This window comes from Sporolactobacillus inulinus (assembly GCF_006539285.1).
GTDB lineage: Bacteria > Bacillota > Bacilli > Bacillales > Sporolactobacillaceae > Sporolactobacillus > Sporolactobacillus inulinus.
Genome location: NZ_BJMS01000030.1, coordinates 1 through 25,190 on the forward strand (window position 1 = coordinate 1; position 25,190 = coordinate 25,190).

Sequence of the window (25,190 nt, forward strand, 5' to 3'; positions counted from 1 at the left end):
CGCGGGCGGCCCGAGCATCTGCGCGTTGATGCTCAGCCATGACACTGTTTTATTGGTTTAAATACATGGCAAATTCTATACTATCTTACCAGTGTAAAAGAAAAACATCTTGCCGCTATCGTTGCGACAAGATGTTGCACAAGAATGAACGGTTTTAGCCCACTCATTGATTGATTATTGAATGCCTTTTTTCATGAGCTTCTCAAATTCTTCGCGAACCTGTGGCACAGAAAGGCCAACAATAACTTGGAACGCTTTTCCATGTCGAACAACACCGTGCGCGCCACCCGCTTTGAATGCCGCATCCGGCTGAACGAGAGCCTCATCTTTAACGGTTACACGAAGCCGCGTTGCACAGTTCGTGACGTCTTGAATGTTGTCGAAACCGCCAAGCGCGTCAAGATAGACGGCAGCGGATTCCATGTATCGATTGGTACCTGCTGCTTTGTCGCCTGCTTTTTTATTCTTATAATCCGCTTTGGTGTAAAGCTGCGTTTCCTCATCATCGGCCTCACGACCCGGTGTCGCAAAATTGAACTTAACAATAAGGAAGCGGAACAAGAAAAAGTAGATGACGATGAAGATCAAGCCAATGATCCATTGAGTTACATAAGTCGTCCAGTGATTGGCAAACAACGGAATCCAGTTCTTTGTTGCCATATCAATGAGCCCGCTGTCCATGCTGCCAACTACACCGAAGAAATACATCGCCGCATCCATGATTCCGCACAGCAATGCGTGAACGATGAACAGCACCGGAGCCGCAAACAAGAACGTAAATTCAAACGGTTCGGTAATTCCTGCCATAATCGCCGTTAGCACCGCAGGAATAAGCAGAGCGAGCACTTTTTTTCTTTTCTCCGGTTTCGCAGTGACATAGAATGCAGCGGCGATGCCAATCGGCGGCCAAATCTTATCATTACCAAACAGTGCAAACCCGCCGGCTGGGAACAACTCTTTTAGCGGTTTCGTTGATTCAGCGAAACTTTGCATATTGGTAAGCCAGGCCTTAATAATACCGTCTGGAGTTACTGCCGGCCCATACATGAACGGAAGATAGATAAAGTGATGCAGACCTGTCGGAATCAGCACACGTTCAAGAAAACTGTAGATAAAAACACCAATGACGCCGGATGAAGCCATGAATACTTGTAGTGATGAAATGCCATGTTGGACCATCGGCCACAGCCAACAAGCCAATAAAGAAACGGGAAGCATCACGAAAAAACCAAGCATCACAACAAATGTCGACCCTTGGAAAACGCCGAGCCATTCCGGAAGCTTCACATTAAAGTAGCGATTGTGCAGCCAGACAACGATTGCCGAAAGGACAATAGCGCCAAGCACACTTGTATCTAATGTCTTGATTCCGGCAATCATTTTCAAGCCGGTCCCTTGCACCTGAGTCGGATCAACATTAAAGTTGATGCCAAACGTCTTCCCCCAAAATCCGAGAATCGTACTGACAAAATAATTGAACGTCAAATAAACAACGATGGACTCCATTGCCGCCCGGCCGTTGGCTTCTTTTGCTAAACCAATCGGCAATCCGACAACGAACAATAATTCCATTTGATTGAAGACTGTCCAGCCACCATTTTGAATAATCGTCCAAAATTTATACCAAAACGTACTTGTATCCGCAATGCCGCCAACGATCATTGGATTGGTCAGCATGATTGATAGTGCCAGGATTAATCCTGAAAAAGCAAACAACAACACGGGCGTAAACATTGCCCCGCCAAACCGTTGAACTTTTTGCATCATTTGAACCGCCTCCTAATAAGGTTATGAATTCCACACAGCGATAATCAATAAGATTCTGAACCCTTTAATCATAATATAAATGTAAACGTTTTCAATATTGTTTCGTTAAATGGGGAACAGATCATTGTTAAAGAGAAAGGGTCCAAGAGTTGGGAATTGTCACAAACTTCTGCGCAGCATTCATAACCGTCTAAAGCCCAGTGTATGAATGGTCGATCGCAGGAGCACTTTTATTCATCAATGATTTTCACACAGTGTTTAATGAGATAAAACATGTGCTTCAGGTCTTACCTATACATGAGAATAAACGAAACGTAACATGACCGGTTGTCACCGGTGAGAAAATTCCCAGTTGAAGTAACTTTATCCAGAAAGAAAAGCGCTTTCCCTAATCATGCAAAACGTATTGTAACCGCTTCAAAAACGTGTAACATGAGGGGTGTAGACGAAAGAGAATCAGAAACAGAAACCCAATAAGAAACATTACAATGGAGGGATTACCATGAAAAAGTTTTCAATCGTCATTGCTGGCGGAGGAAGTACCTATACCCCTGGAATTGTTATGACTCTGCTGAAACATTTGGATCGTTTCCCAATCCGTCAGTTAAAACTTTACGACAACGACGGCGCACGTCAAAAAGTGATTGCCGATGCATGTGAAGTCATTCTTCGCGAAAAGGCTCCGGACATCAACTTTGTCGCTACGACCGATCCGGAAGAAGGGTTTACCGATGTCGATTTCGTTATGGCGCAAATCCGTGTCGGCAAATACGCGATGCGCGATAAAGATGAAAAAATCCCATTAAAATACGGTGTGATTGGTCAAGAAACCTGCGGCCCCGGCGGAATTGCTTATGGCCTTCGCTCCATTGGCGGCGTGCTGGAAATCGCCAATTACATGGAAAAGTATTCACCGAACGCTTGGATGCTCAACTACTCGAATCCGGCTTCAATTGTTGCCGAAGCAACGCGCCGCCTGAAACCAAATTCGAAAATCCTGAACATTTGCGATATGCCGGTCGGTATTCAGGAACGGATGGCGAAACTTGCCGGTCTCAACTATTATAATGATTTGGAAGTTCGCTATTTCGGCTTGAACCACTTTGGCTGGTGGACCGCGGTGCGTGACAAACAAGGCAATGATCTCATGCCGAAGATCCGCGACTATATTGCCGAACACGGCTACTTGCTTCCGGGGATGAACGAAGAACCCAGCTGGAAGGCAACATTCGGCATGGCAAAAAACACCTTTGCCCTTGATCCGGACCGTTTCCCGAACACATACCTTCAATATTATCTGTACACAAAATTTGAAGCGGAACACATGGACCCGAACCATACACGTACCGATGAAGTGCGAGAAGGTCGTGAAAAATTTGTCTTCAGTGAATGCCGCAGAATTGCCAAGTCTCAGTCCATTGAAGGATTGAAATTCGAACCGGACGATCACTCAAACTACATTGTTGACTTGTCACGGGCGATTGCTTACAACACGCATGAACGGATGTTGGTCATTGTTGAAAATAACGGTGCCGTCGCCAACTTTGAACCAACGGCAATGGTCGAAGTGCCTTGCGTTGTTGGTGCAAATGGTCCGGAACGCTTGGCTATGGGCGACATTCCACGTTTCCAAAAGGGCCTATTGGAACAGCAAGTTGCCGTCGAGAAACTCGCTGTAGACGCTTGGGTGGAACATTCCTATCTGAAACTGTGGCAGGCACTCACACTGTCACACACGGTTCCCGATGCAGCCGTAGCGAAGAAGATCCTTGATGACCTCGTTGAAGCAAACAAGGACTTCTGGCCGGAATTGAAAAAAGACGCGAAGGTTAAAGAACTCGAGCTTAGTTTAAGTTAAATCCGATCATTGTCAATTTTCGAATACCCTGCTATGATTCTAATTAGCAGGGTATTCGCGTATCAGGGACAAATGTTAACCGTTTTCCTTTCATTGAAAACGTTAACATTTAACGTCCACTTCGATCCCCGCTCATTATAAGGAACTTAACAGGCAACAGCGACGGTTCCAAGGAGACAAGGATCACGACCATGAAACTTGAGATGCTGATCAACAAGAATTACGACCAACTGAACGAAACGGATCTTTCCACGCTGCATTACATTATTGATCATAAAAAAGAATGTGCAGCACAAAGCATTACAGAGCTGGCGAAGAGCTGTAAAATCTCAAAATCTTCTATTCTGCGCACAGCTCAGAAACTCGGTTTCTCCGGTTTCAGTGAATTTAAGTATTCCTTAAAAAATGATTTGGAGCCTGACATGAAGCACGCCATGGATTATATTGAGACGACACTCACAAACATCCAAAAGACTATAGACCTATTCAAGAAAACCGATTTAGTGCCCATTTACAAAAAAATACAATCAGCAAAGAATATCTTCGCTTATGGAACCGGGTGGGCGCAGCGCAATGCAATCAGTGAACTGGAGCGTAATTTTCTAAACAGCGGGAAAATGATCCACAATCTGGCAGCCAAGCGTGAATTGGAAATGATTGTTCCCTATCTCAATGAAGAGGATCTTTTAATTATTATTTCACTGAGCGGCGATATCTCAGATATTATCAAAATCGTTCGTTTTCTCAGTGTAAAGCGTGTTCCGATACTCTCCATTACCAATACACGGTTTGATCGCAATGAATTAGCAAATCTTGTACCGTACAATCTCTATTTTCTTGCAACCGATTACCCGATTCATAAGACGATGCATGTCTCGGAGGATCCGACGTCTTTAGCTGCATTATCAGTCCTTTGTGAAGCATTCTTTTTTGATTACGTCAAACAAATCTCGACTAAGGATGGTGATATGAAATGAAGCAGAGAATCCGAAACTTGCTGATGATTCACCTGTCGTTTAAAAAGTTGTATGGTTATCTGACTGCTTTTACTTTGGTTCTGCCTTTCCTTTACATTGCCTATCTTCTTTTGACGATGGTACGAAGCAAGACCGATTTTCAAACACTCTTGCTCACCCATCCGCTCTATTCGGTAATGTTTCTCGCAGTTATGCTGAACCTGCTGTGGGGGTACCTCCTGTTCCGGCTGACACAAGAATTTAGCCATGCGCAGGGCAGGAACTATACGTATGCGCTCTTGGTTCTCTTTTCAATCAGTCAACTTCTGGTTGGCAATATTGTAATCGCTATCATGTCCGCTTTTGTCATGCTGCATTCAGAGGCGCGTCTGAGCGATGGATTTAATCGTCGTAATCTGCTGCACTACCGCCTTTATTCAGCATCAGCAGCAGGATTGATCCTTCTTTCTCTGTTTTGCAGTTTCGCCTTGATCCGGCTGACCTTTTTTGCTTAGTCCAGTCCTTACTCCCGCTGTGATGTGTGGATTTGTATTTTCACGGTGCTGCTTTCGACACTTCAGCTGCTCGCTTGCCGCGGGCGATCCGGGAGCCTCCTCAGACATGCCATTACCTGCGGGGTCTCCCCTGGCTCGCGGTTCCCGCGGGCGTCTCGCGCTTACGTGTCTTAAGAATTGATTTGTTGGAGGAATGGTGTATGTCCCGAGCATTCAACATCATAGGCTTTCAGATTTTGTAAGGGAAACTGAGCAAAGTCCGATCCTCCCGCTGTGATGTGTGGATGTGTATTTTCACGGTGCTGCTTTCGACACTTCAGCTGCTCGGGAGTCTGGGCGGCGGTGCGTTGGATTCACAACCCTTTTGGTTCTGTCAAAAAATTAGATACATTTTTTACTTTATAAGGAGTGATTGATATGTTTGGTAAATTATTTCAAAAGCAAACGGTTAAAGAAGAAAAGGTTTATGCACCCATTTCGGGTCAGTCACAGATGGTCACGGATGTTCCGGATCCGGTTTTCTCTGAAAAAATGATGGGTGAAGGGATGGCGGTTACTCCGGATATTCGCACACATACCGTCGTCGCACCGATTGACGGCGAAGTCATTCAACTCGCGTCAACCAAACACGCATTTGGCATTCGTTCGAAGTTGGGTGAAGAAATTCTTGTGCACATCGGACTAGACACGGTAGAGCTCAATGGTGAGGGCTTTGAAAATCTGGTCAAGGTCGGCGATAAAGTCAAGGTCGGCCAACCGGTGATGAAAGTCGATTTTGATTTCATCAGCAAGCAAGGAAAAGGGATCGTTGTTCCGATTGTGATTACGAATACGGCTGAAGATAAATTTTCCTTTGAATGGTCGGAATTAACCCAGGTCAAAGCCGGGGAATCCGTACTCTTTACATCGACACTTAAGTAAAAAGCTCAGCCATGCATCAGAAAAATAATGAGGAGTGTTACTGTGAAGCTAGTCGCGATTGATCTGGACGGAACGCTATTGAACAAGGATCATCGAATCAGTGACGAAAACATGAATGCACTTTCCGCGGCGTCCGAACATCATCTTGTTGCGATTGCAACCGGGCGGGCAGTCATGGATGTTCAGGCAATGCTTGGCGGACGCGTAAGCCTGCCGGTGATTGCATCAAATGGGGCAACCATTTTTGATCACAGCGGCCAATTGCTAAGCGAGACGCCCCTATCCCAAGAAACTGCCGAACAATTGATTGCGTACGCGGAAAACCATCGCCTCTACTATGAAGCGACAACCGCCCATCATTTGCTAATTCCTTTCGATGGAAAGCAGATTATCCGCGAAGAACTGGACGCGAGCGATAAGCGGCTGTCAAAGGAAAGCGCGCAAAAGGCATGGGCACGAGCGGAGGTGCAGTTTGCTCAAGCAGGCTGGCAGCCACGTTCAGAGATCCGTTCGCTCATCCGCAGTGGTCACGCGGTTTATAAATTGCTCTTTTTTTCCTTTAATAAGCATGTTCTTGCTGAGCTTAGGGAACAGTTTGTTGACCAAGCAGATTTGTCGTGCACCTATTCACTCGGTTATACGTTGGAGTTCAACTCAAGTAAAAGCGACAAGGGCAAGGGCATTCACCAGCTAGCCAAGCATTATGGGATCAATCAGAAGGATACCATTGTCATTGGAGACAGTGATAACGATCTGCCCATGTTTCATGCGGCTGCAACACGAGTTGCCATGGGCAATGCCATTGCCTCGATCAAAGAAATCAGCTCTTTTGTCACGCTCGATTGCAATCATCACGGCGTCGCCTATAGTCTGAAGAATCAGCTGGAATTGTATTAAAGCAAAATGGAAAACGGCCACTCGCAAACTCAGTGAATGGTCGTTTTCCATTTTATTAATTGAATTTTTCAATGACCCAAGAATTTTACACAGACCGGATTTGGCACAGCTATCGAATTTTGCAGCTCTGTTAATCATCCCGTTACCACATTCAGGCCGGTTCGTGCAATAATCGGATCACTTTCGAGAATACGTGATCATGATAATCCGGTTTAGTTCACCACAAGTGCTCTGCGACCCATAGCATCATATATTTTAATAAATTTCTTTCGTTCCACGGTAACATCTTTGCCGCTCCGTTCTGTGGATTCACAGTCATTGAAATAAACAGAATGGCCATCAGATCCGGTGACAACAATGCAGTGCAACGGTCTCGGTGCGAAGATACTTTTGCCTGCGGGTGTGTACCAATATCTGAGAATCGGCATTTCGTGTGAAATCGTAAACCAGACAAGCACCGGCTTACCGCGGTTCACATAGTCTTCGATTACGCTGAAGTCTGCCCCATAGAGTGCCACCCCACCGCTCCGGTATTGGTCGAGCACCTGCTTCAAAGGATTCGGATTGATGGTTATGCCATCACCGTACGGATCGCCGACAAAACCAGCTTCCGGATCGCCCCAAGTCTTGATCGTTCCCTTCTCATCTCGCGTTAATGGGGTCGCATCCCGCGGCATTTGTGCCACAATTTTTTCTTTATCCACGTTAATGCCGTAGTAGTGCAGTGCCATGGTTAAGGCAACCGCCTCGCAACCGGTCGGTAGTTCCGGTCTTTGTTTGATTAAGGGTACATCCAATTGATTCATAATGGTCACTTCCTTATCTGTACCTATCGATTCTTTGAGAATTTCATTGAAATGATCGATTCATCGCGTCTCGATCGAAACGCTTCGTGCAACGCTAAATTATTCTGTAGAATCTTTCCCTTTTACTGGAAACAAAAAGAAATAGAGCAGCGCGGCGAACAAAAGCCAGTTTACCGGCCTAAATAGATTGTAATAGGCAATATGCGTTCGAAAACCAAACAGAAGATCGCCGATTGTAAGCAGTATCAAATAAAAAATAAGTGCTTTCAGTGCCGTTTTTATTGTGTCCAAAAGTCTTGTCCCCTCGTGTTTGTTTTTCAAAATTCAATTAAAAGATGACGTGATTCAATTTAAAGCGCATCTAGTGTGAAGACTTTGCCGTTTGATGCATCCACACCACACCGGCAGTCTAATTTTCCGCAAAGCATAAATTGATGTGCGTTCCGATCGCAGACGTAATAGGGCTCAAGCTCCAGCAGCGGTGCAAGCTTCTCATAGGCTTGCTCTTTTGTAAGCGTCCTCCCTGCAGATGGTTGAAATCCCATAATTGAATCAATCATGAGCTTATTGTCGATAAAATTGCAGACAGAAAGGCTCAATCGGTCTAAAAAGATGACTAGTTTTCTTTGAAGGATGAAACCGGATTGCTGCGTGCGTCTGAGCACTGCGTGAATGTATCCTTTATCCCGATAGATCTGTTTTAGCGTCCATTTCCCAGAATCATCGGGATACTTCTGACTTAAAAACGCCTGTACGGATGTGACGCAACGTTCTTGTTCGGACAATGTCATTCGCTGCGCATCCGGACTCGGTTCCCCGGAGAATGCTTGCTCGCTTGTAATCGTTTCGGTGAGCTGAATTTCTTTTTCTTCGAACGCCTTTCCTGCATACGGTGCTTCCCAGAACATCACTTGATTGCGTGCAATGTATGGTTTCTCGAGCAGCACGCTCTGATAAGGAATAATCTCCTGCTCCGTATTGGAAACAAACGTTTCTTCAACTGCATAAAGCGGCACCATTTTTTCATGCTCGACCATTGGTGCGTTGAAGAAGGATAGCTGTTTTTTTGCTAGATTCCCCAGTTTTTCAAGATTAAGCGCATAGACCTCCTTCTTTATTTGAGTCTTATCCGGGTGCCTCGTATTGTTCGTGAATGTGAGTAAACGTCCCGCCGCATCCCATTGAATTTCTAGATCACCTGGTGGAAACAGCTTGATGCCATCGATGCATTCATAGAAATAGAGATGCCCTTTCTCTTCCTTTTCCAATTGAAAGTGACGTCCGTAAGTAAGCCCAGTTTCTTTTTCAACCCAGTTAATGATCGCTTTATGATCTCGGCTGTCAAAGCCGATTCCATTTGCGAAAGAGTGATCCTCGACAAAGATGATGCTCTTGATTTTTCTTGTCGTGACGTCTATCTCGGCAACCGCTGTTCCGGCAGGGTTTAAGTCCTCATCAGAACCCGCTGCATGATTGGGCAGCCACTCCATTGACAGACTGTAGACCGTCTCATTAAAAAGAGTAACTTGCCGGTAAAATTGATGCGTTTTTAACACATACTGATCCAGTCCGAACTTTTCTTGCACAAAATCAATGAGCGCCCTGGTTCGTGTATCCATCCCCTCACCCCTTCAGCGAAACACTTTTTATTCATGATACCATACACAAGGCATGCTGGGATGGTCCTCAGGTAACGGGTGATTGTTTATCTTTGAAACTATTTGTAAACACTAGACGTAGTAAAATGGTAGCGGTTCTCGTTCTTGCTTTTTGATTGGAATCACGCTATAAAAAAGAATGAGCCATAGTTTATTCATTTTGTGTTATTCATCGTTTCTAAGACGCATGAAAGACGGCGCGTTCCTGCTTCATATTTCTGAAAAAGGGAATAGATGAATGAAGACTAAATTGTTATTGATCTGGGAGTGACTGTTTTTGACGTTGCAAATACCTGATAATGTGAACCTGTTTGATGAGATGGTAAAGCAAGCGAAGCTGCATCCGAAGAAAGTGATCATTGAGGATACGCAAAATAAATTTACCTATAAGAAGTTTCTGATTGCCGCCAACATTATGAGCAAGAAGATTCGTGAAGTCGTTGATGATGAGAAACGCATCGGTCTTTTCCTTCCAAATGTTGTGCCTCAGGCGATTGTTCTGTTCGCGCTCTTCAAAAATGAGCAGCAGCCGTGCCTGTTGAATTTTACAATGGGCGCGCGGAACATCATTGACTGCATTCAAACGGCTTCCTTGAAAACCGTGATGACTTCACGCGAATTCATCAAAAAGGCTGATCTCGGTTATGTTCTTGAAGAGATGGAAAAAGAAGTTAAGATTATCTATCTTGAGGATTTGAAGGCTGGGATTTCGACAATGCATAAAATCTCCGGTTTGGTCGAGGCACGCGTTGCCGGACTGAAGAAACGAGAGATGTCGGAGGTCATCTTGTTTACCTCAGGCACCGAATCAAAACCAAAGGGCGTCGTCCTGACCCATCGCAATATTTATGCAAACATTATGCAAGTCAAGGAACATATTGAACTCAGTGAGGATGATCGGATTTTCAACCCGCTGCCGCTGTTTCACTCGTTCGGCATGACCGTCGGCGCGGTTCTACCGTTTATTCTTAATATGAAAGCGTTCCTCTATCCGTCACCACTGAATTTTCGCGACATTCCGAAGGCGATCTACAAAGATAAGAGCACCTTATTTGTTGCGACCAACACATTCTTCGCCAATTACGCCAAATTCGCCACCAAGAAACAGTTTAAAACGCTGCGTATTGTTGTCGCCGGTGCGGAAATGTTGAAAGAAGATGTCCGCGAAACATATAAGAAAAAGTTTGGTATCACGATTCTGGAAGGTTATGGAGCAACCGAAACATCGCCGATTATCTCGCTCAACACACCGGAACATGTCAAAGAAGGCACGGTTGGCACACTGGTTCCGCTCATGGAAGCAAAGATTGCCAAAGTGGAAGGCGTCGAGGAAGGCGGCAACCTGATGCTGAAAGGGCCGAACGTGATGAAAGGGTATCTGATTCACGGCAAAGGTTTCGTGCCATGCGGCGAATGGTACAATACCGGCGATATCGCGCATATTGATGACGATGGATTTATCCACATCATTGCCCGTCTGAAGCGCTTTGCAAAAATTGCCGGCGAGATGATTTCACTTAATAAGGTGGAGGAACTGGCAATGGGATGCTACGGGAGTTCCGACTTTTACGCCGTCAGTATCCCGGATAAACGAAAAGGCGAACAAATCATTCTATTCACCACCAAGGCCAAGGTCTCCACACGCGAGTTCAAAAAGTTCATCAAAAGCAAGAAGATGTCGATGCTCTACATGCCTTCGAGCATTGAAACCGTTGATGAAATCCCGCTCCTCGGCAGTGGAAAAGCCAACTACTGGAAGATGGAAAATTGGGCAAAACAAAACAATTAAACGATCGACAGAGCGGTCCTCACTTACAAGACAATCACTCTTGCAAGTCAGGGCTCTTTTTTTGGTTTCAAGACATTGGTTTTCATTTTAGGCAAGTTAACGTTTGAAGTCAGCCAAACTCCTATACTTTTTTTCTATAAAAAACAGAGCATCGTCGCCGAGTCTCTGCATGGATAATGCGGGTATAGGATATGTTTTCGTATTGCTTTACAACACTTTTTATTGGAATAGGCTTTCCTTGATAAATGTATCGATATGATGCAAGGTTTGTTCCCGGATTTGCTTCTCTCTATATTTGCGGTCAAGCAGGTTGCGCAGACAGAGGGTCTTATCAGCCGGACGGGTAACCTTTCGTTTAATTTCCTGACGCATCTGAAACAGAAACTCGAGATAGTCTTCGGTTTGATCATTCAGCCGCCCAGCCGCTTCATCCCGAATTCGTCGAGCGAGCAGCGGACTCGCTCCGCCTGTTGATACGGCAAGTGTCAATCTTCCTCTGTGAAATACCGCCGGAAGTACAAAATTTCCTTCTTCATACCGATCAATGTTGTTGACAAGTTGACTTGATCTGGTCTGTTCAGCAATTTGCTTGTTCACTTCACGATCATCGGTTGCCGCAAAGACTATAAAGGCTGCTTCGGCATCATTTCGTTTCCATGCGCGCCTCAACCAGTGAATTTGTCCTGTTTCCGACCACTTTTTCAACTGCTCAGATCCGTGAACACTGATGACCGTAACCGTAGCGCCCGCATCGATCAAGGCTTTAATTTTTCGGCAGGCGACCTGACCGCCTCCCGCCACAACTGCTTTTCTTCCCCTAATGTCAAGCATAATCGGATAATACATGGTGAAGCGACTCCTCAACCCTTTTTTTCATTAATTGAATCAGATTCGGGTGATAACCGAGCGGCCGACACAGAGTGATCGATGCACCAGCCTTGTTTTTTACATCAATTGACCGATAGATCGTTTTCATTAAAACACCGCTGAAAAGCAGATAAGGAATGACATAGACATGCCGCCACTGCTCACGAATGACTTGGTCGAGTCCTTCGTCAAAGGTTGGTTTGGCAGCGGCCATATAACAGAGAGTCACCGACTCCATGCCTTTCTGATGCAGCAGATGACGAATCTGGGCAAAATTGCGTTTTGTATCGGGATCACTGGAGCCCCTGCCGACAAGCAGAATTGCCGAACCCTGAGGCAGAGGGTCTTGCTGCTCATGCAGCCGTTCAATTAAGAGCGACACGATCCTTTCATCGACACCGAATGGCCGGCCATAGATAAATCGCACATCGGGATAAAGGTGCTCTGCTTGTTTGATGACTCTGGGAATATCTCGCTTAGCGTGACCTGCCGTCAATAACAAGAGCGGCTGAACCAGGACCACTTCTGCGCCGGCTGCGATGCATTGGCGGATGCCGTCCAAAATCCCGGGCTGAACAATCTCGAGATAGCAGACCCGTTGAATCGGTGCATCGACTTGTTTCATGCATGACGAAAGAAACTGATTCGCCTGCTTTACGCCTTCATGAATGCGTGTTCCATGGCTAACGTACAGCACAGCAAGCATCTTATAAAGCCTCCTTGACGGGATCTGCGGACGGCTCCATCGCTTCGAACCCTTTTAATTGATCCCTGAGCCTGACCACTTCGCCAACAAGGATCATTGACGGGCTCTGTATTTTTTGTTTCGCTGCTTCATCAGCGGCATGGCTCAATGTACTCGTGACGGTACGCTGGTGTTCTGTTGTTCCCCATTCAATCAATGCGACCGGTGTTGACGGATGCCGTCCGTTTATAATTAGTTCATTCGTAATATGGGCGATATTGCCGACACCCATGTAGATTGCCAACGTATCGACGCCGGTAGCCAGCTTTGCCCAGTCGATTTTTTCCTGTCCACCCGCTTTCGCATGCCCGGTTACAAAGGCCAGTGAACTGGAGTAGTCGCGATGGGTTGCTGGAATGCCTGCATAGGCCGGTGCAGCAATTCCTGCGGTAATACCCGGCACCACTTCAAAAGCAATCCCTTCTTTTGCAAGAAATACCGCTTCTTCACCGCCTCGTCCGAAAACAAACGGATCGCCGCCTTTCAATCGAACAACGCGCTTATTTTTCTTAGCCTGGTTGACTAAGATATGGTTGATTGCTCCTTGTTTTAGTGGATGCGAATGCGGCATTTTTCCGCAATAAATGCGTTTGGCAGTCGGTTTTGCTTCATTGACCAAAACGTCATTCACCAGTCGGTCATAGACAATCACATCAGCAGTTTGAATAAGCCGAAGACCTTTGACAGTGATCAAATCCGGATCACCCGGACCGGCACCGACTAAATATACTTTTCCCATCCGTTCTTCCTCCCTTACTCAAATCGTTCCCTTGGCAGAATTGCAAAGCCTGACCCTTTTTTTGAAATACTCTTTTTTTGCATCAGAGCAATATGATCGATCTGCGGTAATTTTAAAAGGGTATGATCCAATTCCCGGTCGACAACTCGGAAGGCTGCTTCTTCATTTTCTGCTACAGCGACGACTGGAATCTCCGATGTACCGGCCGTCACAATAAAGCGAAACAACTCCATGGCCCTTCACCCGACTTCCTGTGTGCGCGATTTTAGAATTTTATCAAGTAATTCTTGCAGAAACGGTATACCGACACGGTTGCTGAATGCATAGAAGCTCTCACCAAGCTCCTTGTTGTCTCGGAAATAAATCAGGAAGTCTTTCAGAACATCCGGTAATAGATCGTTAGGAATCCTCCCTTTTAACCGTTCGTTAAATTTGCCCTCACCTTCAAGTGTCCCACCGACAAACAGTTCATAGGCATCAATCAGCTTTTTATCCTTCGTGCGCAGCTTCAGTCCTTGCAAACCGATTTCGGCGATTTGACGCTGCGCGCAAGAATTCGTACAGCCAACCATATGAATACGAACCGGAACATCAATATCAATCTCCCGATCAAGAAATTCTGCGATTTCTCTCATGCGATCTTTCGTGTTCGTCAGGGCCAGATTGCAAAATTCATTGCCGGTGCAGGCAACTGCGTATCCGATAAAATGTGACGGTCGAATCGGAAAACGTTTGAAAATAGCGTTTGCGAGCAAGCTTTCAACTTGGTCATCCGGAATATTGGGGATAATCAGATTCTGAGAATTAGCGGTTCTCAATTCGCCGCTGCCATAGGTTTTTGCAAGCTGAGCAAACGCATAAAAATCATTCGCTGCGATACGTCCAACCGGTACACTGACACCGACATAGCTGAATCCTTTTTGCTTCTGCGGATGCACGCCGTAGAAGAAACCTGCATTCCATCCTTTAAATTCATCATGACCAGTCGTTTCAAGTGGTCCGGTCTGCTCCAAAACTTTCTTCTCGAACGTCTCAATGCCCCAGTCGGCAATCAAATATTTAAGCCGTGCGCGTGCGCGACTTTTTCGATAACCATAGTCGCGATACAGATTAGTAACCGCTGCAGCGATCTTCACCACTTCTTGAGGACGAACAAACACATTCAGCTGCCGGGCAAGATAAGGCTTCGCCGCAAGGCCCCCGCCAACCAGCACATGAAAACCTTTAACCGATTGTCCATCGATCACTTTGGTCGCCGGAATAAAAGCAAGATCATTGATTTGAGCATGTCCCGCGTTATAAATATTTGTGTTCACTGATATTTTGTACTTACGTGGCAGATTGGAATAATCCGGATTATCCTGGAAAAAGTCAAAGAGGTCTTTTACGACCGGACGTGTGTCAAACAATTCATCCGAATCGATACCGGCAAGCGGATTACCGACAATGTTGCGCGGTGCATCGCCTTCTGCTTCACTTGTTGTCAGACCGACTGCATGCAGACGGTCAAAAACTTCCGGGAGCTTCTCAAGAGGGACCCAATGATATTGGATTGCCTGACGCGTGGTGAGATCCAAAAAACCGCGTCCGAATGCGTTGCCGATTTCAGATAGAACAACTGCCTGATCATTGTTCATAATTCCCGTTGGTACTTTCACACGAAGCATGAACAATCCTTTATCCTGTGGTTTCTGTACCGTCAACCCAGCATATTTAAAATACATGTACTGATCTTTCGGAATGGACGCGAATCCTTCTTTCGCATACTTCGGAATATCATCAAAGATGGACAAGCCGTCTTTCTTTAACTTATTGATTTCATTTTTGTTGAGTTTCTCATTATTCGCCCAAACCTTTTCATAAGCCATCGGCGCCTTCCTCCTCATTACCGGATCATTTGTTGCCGATCACCCGGTTTTTTTCTAATAGATCAATGACGTTCTGCGTGCCCTCCTCCAGGCTCTGTTCTGATGTGTCAATGATCAGATCAGGCGCCGGAGGTTCTTCATAGGGCGATGTGATACCGGTAAATGCTGTAATTTGACCGGCGAGCGCTTTCTTGTACAAACCTTTCGGATCACGCTTTTCGCATACCTCAAGTGGGCACTTTACATAGATCTCAAAAAATTCATCATCCGCGACGCGCTGTCGTGCCGCTTCGCGATCTGCCTGAAAAGGCGAGATAAAGGCAGTCAGCACAATCGCATTGCTGTCGACAAACAAGCCGGCTACTTCACTGATTCTGCGAATATTTTCTTTTCGATCCGCTGCGGAGAAGCCCAGATCACTATTCAGCCCGGTTCGGATATTGTCTCCGTCAAGGAGATAGGTATGGATTCCGCGCTTAAAAAGTTCATGTTCAACACGATTGGCAAGCGTCGATTTTCCTGAGCCGGACAAGCCGGTAAACCAAACAACGGCGCCTCCGTGCTCGCTTCTTCTTTCTCTGTCCGTTTTCGTTACGGTTGTTTGGTGCCAAATGATATGCTCTGCATCCGCCATGCGCCCTACATCCCCCTTACTTCGCAAGATCTGCCTTTTCTCTTAATCCGTCAATCAAAATCTGAGCAACTTCCGGTCTGCTGAACGTTTCAGGTGGCCGGATGCCATCCCTAAGCAAAGCTCTTACTTTCGTTCCGGAAAGGGATACATGGTTAGATGGATCGTGCGGGCAGGTTTTGTTTGACGCCATGCTTCCGCATTTTTTGCAGAAATAGCTGTTTTCAAAGAAAAGGGTTTGAATATCCAGTTCATCACGCGAAAAGTTAGAAAAAATCTTCTGCGCGTCATAGGGTCCATAATAATCCTTAACCCCGGCATGATCTCTGCCGACAATAAAATGCGTACACCCGAAATTTTTCCGGCAAATCGCATGGAAAACAGCTTCACGCGGCCCTGCATAGCGCATCGCAGCCGGGAATACGGCTAGTGCCGTTCGCTCCTTCACGTAATAGTTGTCGATCAAGGCATGGTAGCTTCGCAAACGAATATCCGCAGGAATATCATCTTTTTTTGTTTCGCCGACCAAGGGATTGATAAACAGCCCATCAACCGTCTCAAGCGCTGTCTTTTGAATATGCTCGTGAGCGCGATGGATCGGATTACGCGTCTGAAAGCCAACAATGGTCTTCCAGCCTTTTCGATCAAACAAACGCCGCGTTTCTGCAGGATCCAAGAAATCGTTCGCAAACTCAGCAGGTCGTTTCGAGCGCTTAATCAGTTCAATCGGACCAGACAGATACACGTCGCCGCGTTCATACAACCGTTTCACACCCGGATGTGCGGTATCATTTGTTAAGTACACCTTTCTTGCTTCATTTTCCTTATCCGGATGATATTTTTCGGTGATCTCAATCGTACCGTATACCTCACCTTGGTAGGTCAGTTTAACTTTTTCGCCAATGCTTACCCGTTCAGCTGCGTCCTCGGTTACCGGCAATGTCACCGGAATTGTCCAAGCAAGCCCAGTTGTCAGCCGCATCGTTTCGACAACTGAACGATAGTTCTCCTCATTAAGAAAACCGGTGAGCGGGCTGTAAATGCCACTTGCAATCAATTCCAGATCACTCAATGCGACTTGGTCAATCTGAAGTTCTTTATCCAGTTCATCAACGGCTCCCCCAAAGTTTTGCCGATTCACCAGTGTGCCGCCATGCGGTATGCTTGTCATGATTTTCCCCTCATTTCCGTTTCTAAAATTGCATCTCTTTCAAGTTTTCAAATGGCATTAATCGTATTATTCATCTGATTATACTCGGAATTTTAGTCTTTTAAATGAAGCCCGCATTCCGTTTTATCAAACGCGCTCCACCTGCCAGCGCGCTGATCTTCGCCGGCTTTCACCGGTCGCGTACAATAGGCGCAGCCGATACTAGGATAGTTTTGATCATGCAGCGGATTATACGGTAAATCATGTTTGCGCACATAATCCCATATTTCCGTCCATTTCCAATGGATAAGCGGACAAATTTTCACCGATTGAAAGCGTTCATCTTTGTTTACAAATGAAACGGATCGTCTTAGTGGCGACTGCTCATGCCTTAGCCCGGAAATCCATGCGTTATAGTGTTTTAATCGCCCCGCAAGCGGATCGATTTTGCGGATCCGGCAACAGAGATCGGGTCGCCGCTTCCAAAGCTCCGCGCCATATTCTTCAGCTTGTTGTTCAGGAGTAAGCGCAGGTTTTTCTTTGATGATCTTCAGTTGCGGATAACGCTTTTCCACGCGATCGATCAGCTCATAGGTTTCCTTGAAGTGAAAATCAGTGTCGAGAAAAATAACCGAAGCCGTTTTGTTCATTGAGTAAATCAGATCAATCAGCACCATTCCTTCAACACCGAAACTGCAGGAATAAACGACTTTATCCCCATACTCCTGGAAGGCCCACCCGAGTACTTTTCTGGACTCAAGCAACGCTATTCGATCACTGAATTCAGGGAGTTTCGCATTGCCCCATTGACTGTAAGTTACTGTATTCGACGTTGCACTCACCTCTTTCATCAATTTCGCAGCCTACGTTTAGGAAAAAAATACCGATTAAATAGTCACCATTTGCACTCGCCATCCGGCATCGCATCCTCCAGCATTGTTTTCACAGGGCAGGCGTCTGGGTATTTCCCTACTTTTTCACCAATACCAGCCGATGTAATGACAAATGCCACTCGTTTTAACCTCCTCCTAAAAAAATAACCCTTCTTCCATTTTGTAGGAAAAAAGGTTGCGTCGTTTTTCCTATCTTTCAAAATGGTTGACCATTTTGCTGGAATTAGCACCTTACAGAGAAAACGAATCTGTGCAGGTTGCCGGATGTCATCGGGCCAGTCCCTCCATCACTCTGGATAGATCATTTAGTTGTGTTTGATTTTAGAATGAATCGCAAGGGATGTCAATGATCCTTTATTTATAGTTTACAAATTAATTAAAATTCTTTATAGATTAATCGGTTAATCCTAGTGTTGCTGAATGATAGAAAAGCAAGCTCTTGTTAATCGAATTTCAAAATATAATTCTGTTTTTAGTAAATTTATCCCTTGTCTAATACCAACTATAGTGATAGGATTAATCCAATTTAAGTGACGCTTATCGTGAACGGCGGATATTCCATAGATATCCGGAAACCATTTTTTATAAGCAAAAGTAAAGACGCTCAATCGAACAGGTTCTCGCTTATAGACATGGGATCTCCGGATTCTTGGTACGTAGACGTAGTCCGCTTTATTGTTTTCAGAGAATGGGGATTTTTCGTGAAAATTATGGAGAAAGAATTGAGGTGAACCCTTATCGACTGCCCAATGGCTGCCGCAGACCCTATCGATTCTTCCGCCTGATCGTTGATAAGCGTCCTTAATTGCAGCTTTTTTTCAACCCTGTTTCCTTTGCTTCTGATCATTTGCTTTCTTGACACCATCACTTAAAAAGAAAAATGCAATGCCATTAAGGGGGAAGTTAAAATGAAAAAAAACAGCTTGTTGTTTCTTGCTGCATTGATGATTATCAGTGTGCTCAGTGCCTGCGGATCAAGCAACGCTTCACAAGGATCCGGCAACGATACGAAAAAGTCGGTAAAATTGCTTAACGTTTCTTATGATCCGACTCGCGAACTTTACCAACACTATAACACTGCATTCGCTAAATACTGGAAGAAGAAAACAAATCAGAACGTGACCATTCAGCAATCCCATGGCGGTTCAGGCAAACAGGCCCGCTCGGTTATTGACGGTTTAAAAGCAGATGTCGTCACACTGGCCCTTTCTGGTGACATCGATGCAATCGCCGATAGCACGGACAACCTGAATAAAAACTGGCAAAAACGACTGCCGGATAACTCCACACCCTATACATCAACCATTGTCTTCCTTGTGCGCAAAGGCAATCCGAAACACATCAAAGATTGGGATGATCTGACACGAAAAGGAGTCTCTATTGTAACCCCGAATCCTAAAACCTCCGGTGGCGCCCGCTGGAACTACTTGGCCGCTTGGGCTTATGCGGACAAGAAATATAATAATGACCAAGCGAAAAGCAAAGCATTCGTTAAAAAACTCTATTCCAACGTAAAAGTGCTTGACTCCGGGGCACGCGGCGCAACCACAACATTCACGGAACGCGGTGTCGGTGATGTGCTGATCGCCTGGGAAAACGAAGCGTTTTTGAGCATCAATGAACTTGGCAAGGACAAGTTTGATAGAGTTACACCGTCCTTAAGTATTCTTGCAGAACCGCCGGTAGCAGTTGTTGACAAGAATGCGAAAAGCAATGGAACAACAAAGGTTGCTACTGAATACTTGAAATATCTGTACAGCGATGAAGCTCAGAATATTATTGCGAAGAATTATTATCGACCAAGGAACCAGAAAATTTTGGCTAAATATAGTGATCAATTCCCAAAACTTAACCTTGTAACGGTTGAAGATCACTTCGGCGGCTGGACGAAAGCTCAGAAAACACACTTTGCCGACGGCGGTACATTCGACCAAATTTATTCGAAATAATCACTGTACATTCGCTTCTATTAATCCGTGCGCAATGGAGTTGAGAAATTTGACACGCATTCAACATTCAAAAAAGAAACAATCCATTCCCGGCTTTGGATTGACAATGGGCTTGTCGACGCTCTACCTGTCTCTGCTCGTGCTGATCCCGCTATCACTGGTCTTTATTTATTCAGCTCGGCTCGGCTGGACCGCTTTTTGGAATGACGTTACCGATCCAAGAGTGATCGCTTCGTACAAGTTGAGTTTTCTAACCGCGTTCTCAGCTGCCCTCGTGAATCTGGTATTCGGGCTCCTGTTTGCTTGGGTGCTCAGCCGATATACCTTCCCATTGAAGCGGATCGTCGATGGGCTTGTTGATTTGCCGTTCGCTCTTCCAACTGCGGTAGCCGGCATTACCCTCACAACGCTCTATTCTGAGAAGGGATGGATCGGCAAATGGCTGCCGTTTGATGTTTCGTTTACGCCAATTGGCATTACGCTCGCACTTATCTTTGTCGGGCTGCCGTTTGTCGTGCGAATGGTTCAGCCGGTTCTGCAGAATTTTGAACACGAAGTCGAAGAAGCCTCGGCCTCTCTCGGCGCGACTTCGTTTCAGACATTTAGAAGAGTTATTTTCCCACAATTGCTGCCTGCTGCACTGTCCGGGTTTTCGCTTGCATTTGCACGTTCGCTTGGCGAATACGGTTCCGTCGTCTTCATTGCCGGAAATATGCCGTTTAAAACGGAAATCGCACCGCTGATGATTATGACAAAACTGGAACAGTTCGACTACCCGGCTGCGACAGCTATTGCCGTTGTGATGCTTGTCATCTCGTTCGCGCTGATCCTGCTGATTAATTTAATCCAGTGGTGGTCGCGCATACGTTATGCGAGCCATTAACTCGGAAGAGGAGTTGCTGTTTTATGGAAAGCACGGTTCAACCGAATCTACCTCGTCAAGCGTTTGCTGCCCGTCATTCACTGAAAGAGAACGTTGTCCGCTGGTCGCTCATTACCGTTGTCCTGCTCTTTTTCTTCGGTTTTCTGATCATCCCGCTTGTTTCGATTTTTTTTGAAGCATTCAAGCAAGGGGTCAGTGTCTATTTGTCGTCAATTGTTGAAGCGGATGCTTTATCTGCAATCCGGCTGACACTCTTCGTCACACTGATCGTCGTCCCAATCAATGCGGTTTTCGGGATTCTTTTTGCTTGGGTAATCACAAAATATTCTTTTAGAGGAAAAAATCTTCTTATTACGCTGATCGATCTTCCTTTTTCTGTTTCACCTGTGATTGGCGGTTTGATTTTCATTCTTTTATTTGGACAGCACAGTTCACTTGGCCGGTGGCTGATCAGCCATAATATCAACATTGTTTTTAACGTCCCTGGGATCGTTCTGGCCACCCTGTTCGTGACCTTTCCCTTTATCTCCAGGGAACTGATCCCATTAATGCAGAGCCAAGGAACCGTTTCAGAGGAAGCGTCGATCTTGCTCGGCGCCAGCGCGTGGCAAACGTTTATTCATGTGACTTTGCCGAATATCAAATGGGCACTTTTCTACGGAATTATTTTATGCAATGCTCGGGCAATCGGCGAATTTGGTGCCGTCTCTGTTGTTTCCGGCCACATACGTGGAATGACGAATACAATGCCTCTGCAAATTGAAAACCTGTATAATGAATACCAATTTGTCGCCGCCTTCGCCATTGCATCGATCATGTCGCTCCTGGCTATTCTGACCATGGTCATTAAAGTGGTTCTTGAAAATTTCATTAAAAAGCAGACCCGCTGAAATTTTGCGCCGCAATGGTCTACTTTTTTTAAGGAGGTATTCATTTTGAGTATTGAAATTAATCACGTATCCAAAGCATTTGACTCCTTTCAAATTCTTAACGATATCAACTTAACGATACCGACCGGTGAACTCGTGGCTTTACTGGGTCCATCAGGATCAGGAAAAACTTCATTGCTTCGCATTGTGGCCGGACTGGAACAGCCGGACAATGGTCAAATCGTTTTTCACGGACAGGATCTGACCAATGCTCATATTAAAGAGCGCCAAGTCGGATTTGTTTTCCAGCATTATGCGCTTTTTCAGAACATGACGGTGTTTAACAACATTGCCTATGGTCTGAGAGTGCGGCCGAGGAAAATCAGACCTTCCCGAGCAGAAATCAAGGCAAAGGTTGATAAATTACTCCGCTTAGTCCGCCTCGAACCCTTTGGCAAACGCTATCCGTCTCAGTTGTCCGGTGGGCAACGGCAGCGGGTTGCGCTTGCCCGTGCTTTGGCTATCGAGCCAAAAATTTTGTTGCTTGATGAACCGTTCGGCGCACTGGACGCCAAAGTGAGAAAAGAACTGCGGTACTGGCTCAGGGAACTTCATGAATCCGTCAAAGTAACAAGTATTTTCGTAACCCACGACCAGGAAGAAGCCTTTGAAGTTGCCGATCGTGTTGTCATCATTCAGAACGGAAAAATCGAGCAGGTTGGAACACCAGAACAAGTTTACAATCACCCTGCGAATCCCTTTGTCTATGACTTTATCGGTAGTGCCAATAAGTTCGAGGGAAAGATCATTAACGGTACCTTTATCGATGGCTCCTTTGAAACCGAAGCGCCAATTGATTCCAACATCGAATCCGCCGGTCTTGGATTTGTCCGGCCTTACCATTTCGTCATTGAAAAAGATCGTTCCGGAAAATATTCCATTCCTGTGCAGATCAAACATATTCATGCCGTTGGACCAACTGTTCATCTCGAAGTCGAACGCTCAGACAGCCATAACGTGCTTAATATCGAGATTAACTGGGAAGAGTTTTCCCTGTTAAACTTGAAAAAAGATCAAACCATCCATATCAAGCCAAAAAAAGTGCAAATATTTGCTGTGTGAATTTCAAAGATAGAAAAACCTGGAAGGAAAGCCGTCCAGGTCTTTTTTCTGAAATGATTGATAATATGCCCAGTCTCTGATCAAAGCACGAACACGAAACGACTGCTCTCTAATGGTCGATTATAACTCGATCTCCAGTTCGCCTTCGCCTGTGAGCAGAACCGTTTGCTCATCATTGATCTCAAGCAGCAGCTTTTTCCCGCTTCCGGTCACCGATACTGCCTTGATGTTATTCAAAATGAGTTTAAACGAGTCATAGCCATTCGGATAGCCGCCCTGCTTCTTCTTAATTGATACATAAAGTTTACTATTGAATTTATGATAGCCGATACAAGGAAATCGCTTACAAATATTTGATTGACGGCTCATCTCACTTCGGTATATAACTATATGCCACCGAATGCGCGCATAACACCAGCCTCCACTTCTGAGACTAGCAATTAGGGGATGAGAGGATCAGCTGGGCTGATTTGTGGCAGCTTTCGCTTGGTGTATCCCCCTCTCCAACCGTCCGCCGCGATCTTCCCTATCCAACGATAAACCGGCGCGGGATCACCGGATCATCGTCGGGTTCCATGTGCCGAATAAACGGAAGATGCATGGAACTGCCTCCCTATTCCTCAATCGTCTTGATGATTCTTGCCGGATTGCCGCCGATAGCGACATTGTCCGGCACATCTTTGGTGACAACCGAACCTGAACCAATCACCACATTATTGCCAATCGTGACACCAGGATTAATCACTGCTCGTCCGCCAATCCACACGTTATTGCCAATCGTCACCGGCTTTCCAAATTCCACACCAGAAATACGCAGCGCCGCATTAAGCGGATGGGCTGCCGTATAAATATGCACGCCAGGGCCGAACATGCAGTGGTCGCCGATATGAATCGGACAAATGTCTAAGAACAAACAATCAAAATTGGCGTAAAAATGTTCACCAACATGAATGTTGTACCCATAATCGCAGCGAAAGGTCGGTTCGATGTATAGTTTTTCTCCAGTCGAACCGAAGAGCCGTTTTAATAATGACGTTCTCTTTTTTTGATCGGTTTCGGTCGTGTGATTAAATAGACGTGTTAACTTTCTAGCATTTAAGCGATCCGTTTTTAATTCCTGATCCATCGCGTTGTAAAGCGCTCCGGCAATCATTTTTTGTTTTTCAGATGTCATGGTTTTGCTCCTTCTAAATGTTTTTTCTTGGCCGTCCGCTTCTATTCTATAGGAACAACGCATAAATGGCATGCCGTACCGTTTAGAAGATAAAAAAATTCGGCGATTCGAGTCCGGGTGTACCGAACTCAAATCGTCGAGTAAATGATCGTTCGCTTTTTCGCTGATCAGTTGGTTTGTTTTTCAAACGTTTGGAATTTCTCTTTAATTGTATCTGCAGAGTGTTTAAATTTCGCTTCTTCTTCAGTAGTCAGCGGCAGTGTGAGGACTTCTTCAATCCCATTTTTGCCGATGATTGCCGGCTGACCAACATAAGTGCCGTACTTCTCACTGTAGCAGGAGCAAATGCAGGCAGCATGAGCATCGGAAAGCACGGCCTGACTAAGTTTAACGGCGCAGGTCGAAATTGCCCAGCTTGTATAGCCCTTGCCTTTATAGACTTCCCAACCGCCGCGACGTGCTGCTTCTTCCAAATCATCCAGGTTTAGGTTCCGTTCTTTCGCAAGTTCCGTAATGTCCAATCCATTCACGCGAACCGTTGACCACGCGGTGAATTGCGATTCGCCATGTTCGCCATATACATAGCCGGAAACGTTTTTCGGATCACAATCGAATTGATCGGAAACCACTTTTTGCATCCGCGCCGTGTCAAGGAACGTTCCGGTTGCAAAAACCTGCTGACGGCTGAGTCCGGTATTTTCCTGGAAATACTGCGTAATCGCATCGCAAGGGTTCATCGTATCGATGGCTACACCATGGAAACCGGACGCCTTAACTTTTGGCGCAATATCTTGCACGATGTCCTTCGTATACTCGAATTCTGCCCAGCGGTTTCCTTGTGCTTGCTTCTCTTTGTATGCAAGAATATTACCGGCAGTAATGAACAAAATGTCCGTATCGGCAAGTTCGCTGTAATCATTGATTTTAATGATCGTTCGCGTGTCGATCCGCCCCTGCATATCCTGCAAATCAAGTTGTTCCGCGCGCGCCAGTCCTTCGTTCGTATCAATGAGGATCAGCTCATCGGCAATCCCCCTCGATACAAGCTGGAATGCAACTGCTGCGCCGACATGTCCAAGACCAATAATCGCATACTTTCTCATTTCTCTAGCCTTCTTTATAGTAAAATTTAA

The 25,190-nt window shown here is 45.6% G+C and carries 25 protein-coding genes and 1 riboswitch; of the genes, 10 read left to right on the top strand and 15 right to left on the bottom strand.

Annotation, left to right across the window (positions count from 1 at the left end):
* Nucleotides 1-174: 174 nt before the first annotated feature.
* Entirely contained in the window at nucleotides 175-1,767 is a 1,593-nt protein-coding gene (locus SIN01_RS05820; protein WP_010025519.1) for an alpha-glucoside-specific PTS transporter subunit IIBC, read from the bottom strand.
* A gap of 496 nt (nucleotides 1,768-2,263) precedes the next feature.
* On the opposite strand from SIN01_RS05820, the gene SIN01_RS05825 reads away from it, so the two are divergent.
* From SIN01_RS05825 to SIN01_RS05845, 5 genes are all read left to right on the top strand, one after another.
* On the top strand, nucleotides 2,264-3,625 hold the full coding sequence (locus tag SIN01_RS05825) for a 6-phospho-alpha-glucosidase (protein WP_218027776.1): 1,362 nt from the start codon (nucleotides 2,264-2,266) through the stop codon (nucleotides 3,623-3,625).
* A gap of 191 nt (nucleotides 3,626-3,816) precedes the next feature.
* Entirely contained in the window at nucleotides 3,817-4,602 is a 786-nt protein-coding gene (locus tag SIN01_RS05830; RefSeq protein WP_010025521.1) for a MurR/RpiR family transcriptional regulator, read from the top strand.
* Nucleotides 4,599-5,096, top strand: coding sequence for a hypothetical protein (locus SIN01_RS05835; protein ID WP_010025523.1), 498 nt, complete (start codon nucleotides 4,599-4,601; stop codon nucleotides 5,094-5,096). Before SIN01_RS05830 ends, SIN01_RS05835 begins: the two co-directional genes overlap by 4 nt.
* Before the next feature lie 417 nt (nucleotides 5,097-5,513).
* Nucleotides 5,514-6,017: a PTS sugar transporter subunit IIA gene (locus SIN01_RS05840; RefSeq protein ID WP_010023382.1), complete on the top strand. Its 504-nt coding sequence runs from the start codon at nucleotides 5,514-5,516 to the stop codon at nucleotides 6,015-6,017.
* Between the two features lie 42 nt (nucleotides 6,018-6,059).
* The gene (locus SIN01_RS05845) at nucleotides 6,060-6,914 is read left to right on the top strand and encodes a Cof-type HAD-IIB family hydrolase (RefSeq protein ID WP_010023384.1); all 855 of its coding nucleotides are present in this window, start codon (nucleotides 6,060-6,062) and stop codon (nucleotides 6,912-6,914) included.
* A 212-nt stretch (nucleotides 6,915-7,126) separates the two neighbouring features.
* Here the strand turns inward: SIN01_RS05845 and SIN01_RS05850 are convergent, their stop codons facing one another.
* The 3 genes from SIN01_RS05850 to SIN01_RS05860 form a co-directional block, all read right to left on the bottom strand.
* The gene (locus SIN01_RS05850) at nucleotides 7,127-7,720 is read right to left on the bottom strand and encodes a C39 family peptidase (protein ID WP_010023385.1); all 594 of its coding nucleotides are present in this window, start codon (nucleotides 7,718-7,720) and stop codon (nucleotides 7,127-7,129) included.
* Nucleotides 7,721-7,819: 99 nt separating this feature from the next.
* Complete coding sequence (locus SIN01_RS05855; RefSeq protein WP_010023387.1) at nucleotides 7,820-8,011, bottom strand: hypothetical protein; 192 nt, start codon at nucleotides 8,009-8,011, stop codon at nucleotides 7,820-7,822.
* A gap of 59 nt (nucleotides 8,012-8,070) precedes the next feature.
* Nucleotides 8,071-9,339, bottom strand: coding sequence for a hypothetical protein (locus SIN01_RS05860; protein ID WP_010023389.1), 1,269 nt, complete (start codon nucleotides 9,337-9,339; stop codon nucleotides 8,071-8,073).
* Between the two features lie 316 nt (nucleotides 9,340-9,655).
* On the opposite strand from SIN01_RS05860, the gene SIN01_RS05865 reads away from it, so the two are divergent.
* Nucleotides 9,656-11,167 (top strand): AMP-binding protein, encoded by a 1,512-nt coding sequence (locus tag SIN01_RS05865; RefSeq protein WP_010023390.1) that lies wholly within the window; start codon nucleotides 9,656-9,658, stop codon nucleotides 11,165-11,167.
* A 219-nt stretch (nucleotides 11,168-11,386) separates the two neighbouring features.
* Here SIN01_RS05865 and SIN01_RS05870 read toward each other — a convergent pair whose 3' ends face one another.
* The 8 genes from SIN01_RS05870 to SIN01_RS05905 form a co-directional block, all read right to left on the bottom strand.
* Nucleotides 11,387-12,013 carry a precorrin-2 dehydrogenase/sirohydrochlorin ferrochelatase family protein gene (locus SIN01_RS05870; protein WP_010023391.1) on the bottom strand — a complete coding sequence of 209 codons (627 nt, stop codon included), beginning with the start codon at nucleotides 12,011-12,013 and terminating at the stop codon, nucleotides 11,387-11,389.
* Entirely contained in the window at nucleotides 11,991-12,740 is a 750-nt protein-coding gene (locus tag SIN01_RS05875) for a sirohydrochlorin chelatase (protein WP_010023392.1), read from the bottom strand. The genes SIN01_RS05870 and SIN01_RS05875 overlap by 23 nt, the downstream gene beginning before the upstream one ends.
* Before the next feature lies 1 nt (nucleotide 12,741).
* Nucleotides 12,742-13,518, bottom strand: coding sequence for a uroporphyrinogen-III C-methyltransferase (gene cobA / locus SIN01_RS05880; protein WP_010023394.1), 777 nt, complete (start codon nucleotides 13,516-13,518; stop codon nucleotides 12,742-12,744).
* 14 nt (nucleotides 13,519-13,532) lie between these two features.
* Nucleotides 13,533-13,751, bottom strand: coding sequence for a DUF3906 family protein (locus SIN01_RS05885; RefSeq protein ID WP_010023396.1), 219 nt, complete (start codon nucleotides 13,749-13,751; stop codon nucleotides 13,533-13,535).
* A 6-nt stretch (nucleotides 13,752-13,757) separates the two neighbouring features.
* Entirely contained in the window at nucleotides 13,758-15,386 is a 1,629-nt protein-coding gene (locus SIN01_RS05890) for a nitrite/sulfite reductase (RefSeq protein WP_010023398.1), read from the bottom strand.
* Between the two features lie 25 nt (nucleotides 15,387-15,411).
* Nucleotides 15,412-16,020, bottom strand: coding sequence for an adenylyl-sulfate kinase (gene cysC / locus SIN01_RS05895; protein ID WP_047035086.1), 609 nt, complete (start codon nucleotides 16,018-16,020; stop codon nucleotides 15,412-15,414).
* A 16-nt stretch (nucleotides 16,021-16,036) separates the two neighbouring features.
* Nucleotides 16,037-17,191 carry a sulfate adenylyltransferase gene (gene sat, locus SIN01_RS05900; protein WP_174842578.1) on the bottom strand — a complete coding sequence of 385 codons (1,155 nt, stop codon included), beginning with the start codon at nucleotides 17,189-17,191 and terminating at the stop codon, nucleotides 16,037-16,039.
* 89 nt (nucleotides 17,192-17,280) lie between these two features.
* Complete coding sequence (locus SIN01_RS05905; RefSeq protein ID WP_010025471.1) at nucleotides 17,281-18,018, bottom strand: phosphoadenylyl-sulfate reductase; 738 nt, start codon at nucleotides 18,016-18,018, stop codon at nucleotides 17,281-17,283.
* A 228-nt stretch (nucleotides 18,019-18,246) separates the two neighbouring features.
* Nucleotides 18,247-18,363, bottom strand: a riboswitch (SAM riboswitch).
* 605 nt (nucleotides 18,364-18,968) lie between these two features.
* Here SIN01_RS05905 and SIN01_RS05910 point away from each other — a divergent pair.
* From SIN01_RS05910 to SIN01_RS05925, 4 genes are read left to right on the top strand one after another with little or no spacing between them, the layout of a single operon-like run.
* Complete coding sequence (locus SIN01_RS05910; protein WP_010025467.1) at nucleotides 18,969-20,009, top strand: sulfate ABC transporter substrate-binding protein; 1,041 nt, start codon at nucleotides 18,969-18,971, stop codon at nucleotides 20,007-20,009.
* A 49-nt stretch (nucleotides 20,010-20,058) separates the two neighbouring features.
* Nucleotides 20,059-20,892, top strand: coding sequence for a sulfate ABC transporter permease subunit CysT (gene cysT, locus SIN01_RS05915; RefSeq protein ID WP_010025466.1), 834 nt, complete (start codon nucleotides 20,059-20,061; stop codon nucleotides 20,890-20,892).
* A gap of 23 nt (nucleotides 20,893-20,915) precedes the next feature.
* Entirely contained in the window at nucleotides 20,916-21,782 is an 867-nt protein-coding gene (gene cysW, locus SIN01_RS05920; RefSeq protein ID WP_010025465.1) for a sulfate ABC transporter permease subunit CysW, read from the top strand.
* 45 nt (nucleotides 21,783-21,827) lie between these two features.
* Entirely contained in the window at nucleotides 21,828-22,883 is a 1,056-nt protein-coding gene (locus SIN01_RS05925; RefSeq protein WP_010025464.1) for a sulfate/molybdate ABC transporter ATP-binding protein, read from the top strand.
* Nucleotides 22,884-23,003: 120 nt separating this feature from the next.
* Here the strand turns inward: SIN01_RS05925 and SIN01_RS05930 are convergent, their stop codons facing one another.
* The 3 genes from SIN01_RS05930 to SIN01_RS05940 all read right to left on the bottom strand — a co-directional run bounded on the left by SIN01_RS05930 (nucleotide 23,004) and on the right by SIN01_RS05940 (nucleotide 25,160).
* Complete coding sequence (locus tag SIN01_RS05930; RefSeq protein ID WP_010025463.1) at nucleotides 23,004-23,252, bottom strand: hypothetical protein; 249 nt, start codon at nucleotides 23,250-23,252, stop codon at nucleotides 23,004-23,006.
* Nucleotides 23,253-23,496: 244 nt separating this feature from the next.
* Entirely contained in the window at nucleotides 23,497-24,057 is a 561-nt protein-coding gene (locus SIN01_RS05935; RefSeq protein ID WP_010025462.1) for a maltose acetyltransferase domain-containing protein, read from the bottom strand.
* 167 nt (nucleotides 24,058-24,224) lie between these two features.
* On the bottom strand, nucleotides 24,225-25,160 hold the full coding sequence (locus SIN01_RS05940; protein WP_010025461.1) for an L-lactate dehydrogenase: 936 nt from the start codon (nucleotides 25,158-25,160) through the stop codon (nucleotides 24,225-24,227).
* Between the last annotated feature and the right edge of the window lie 30 nt (nucleotides 25,161-25,190).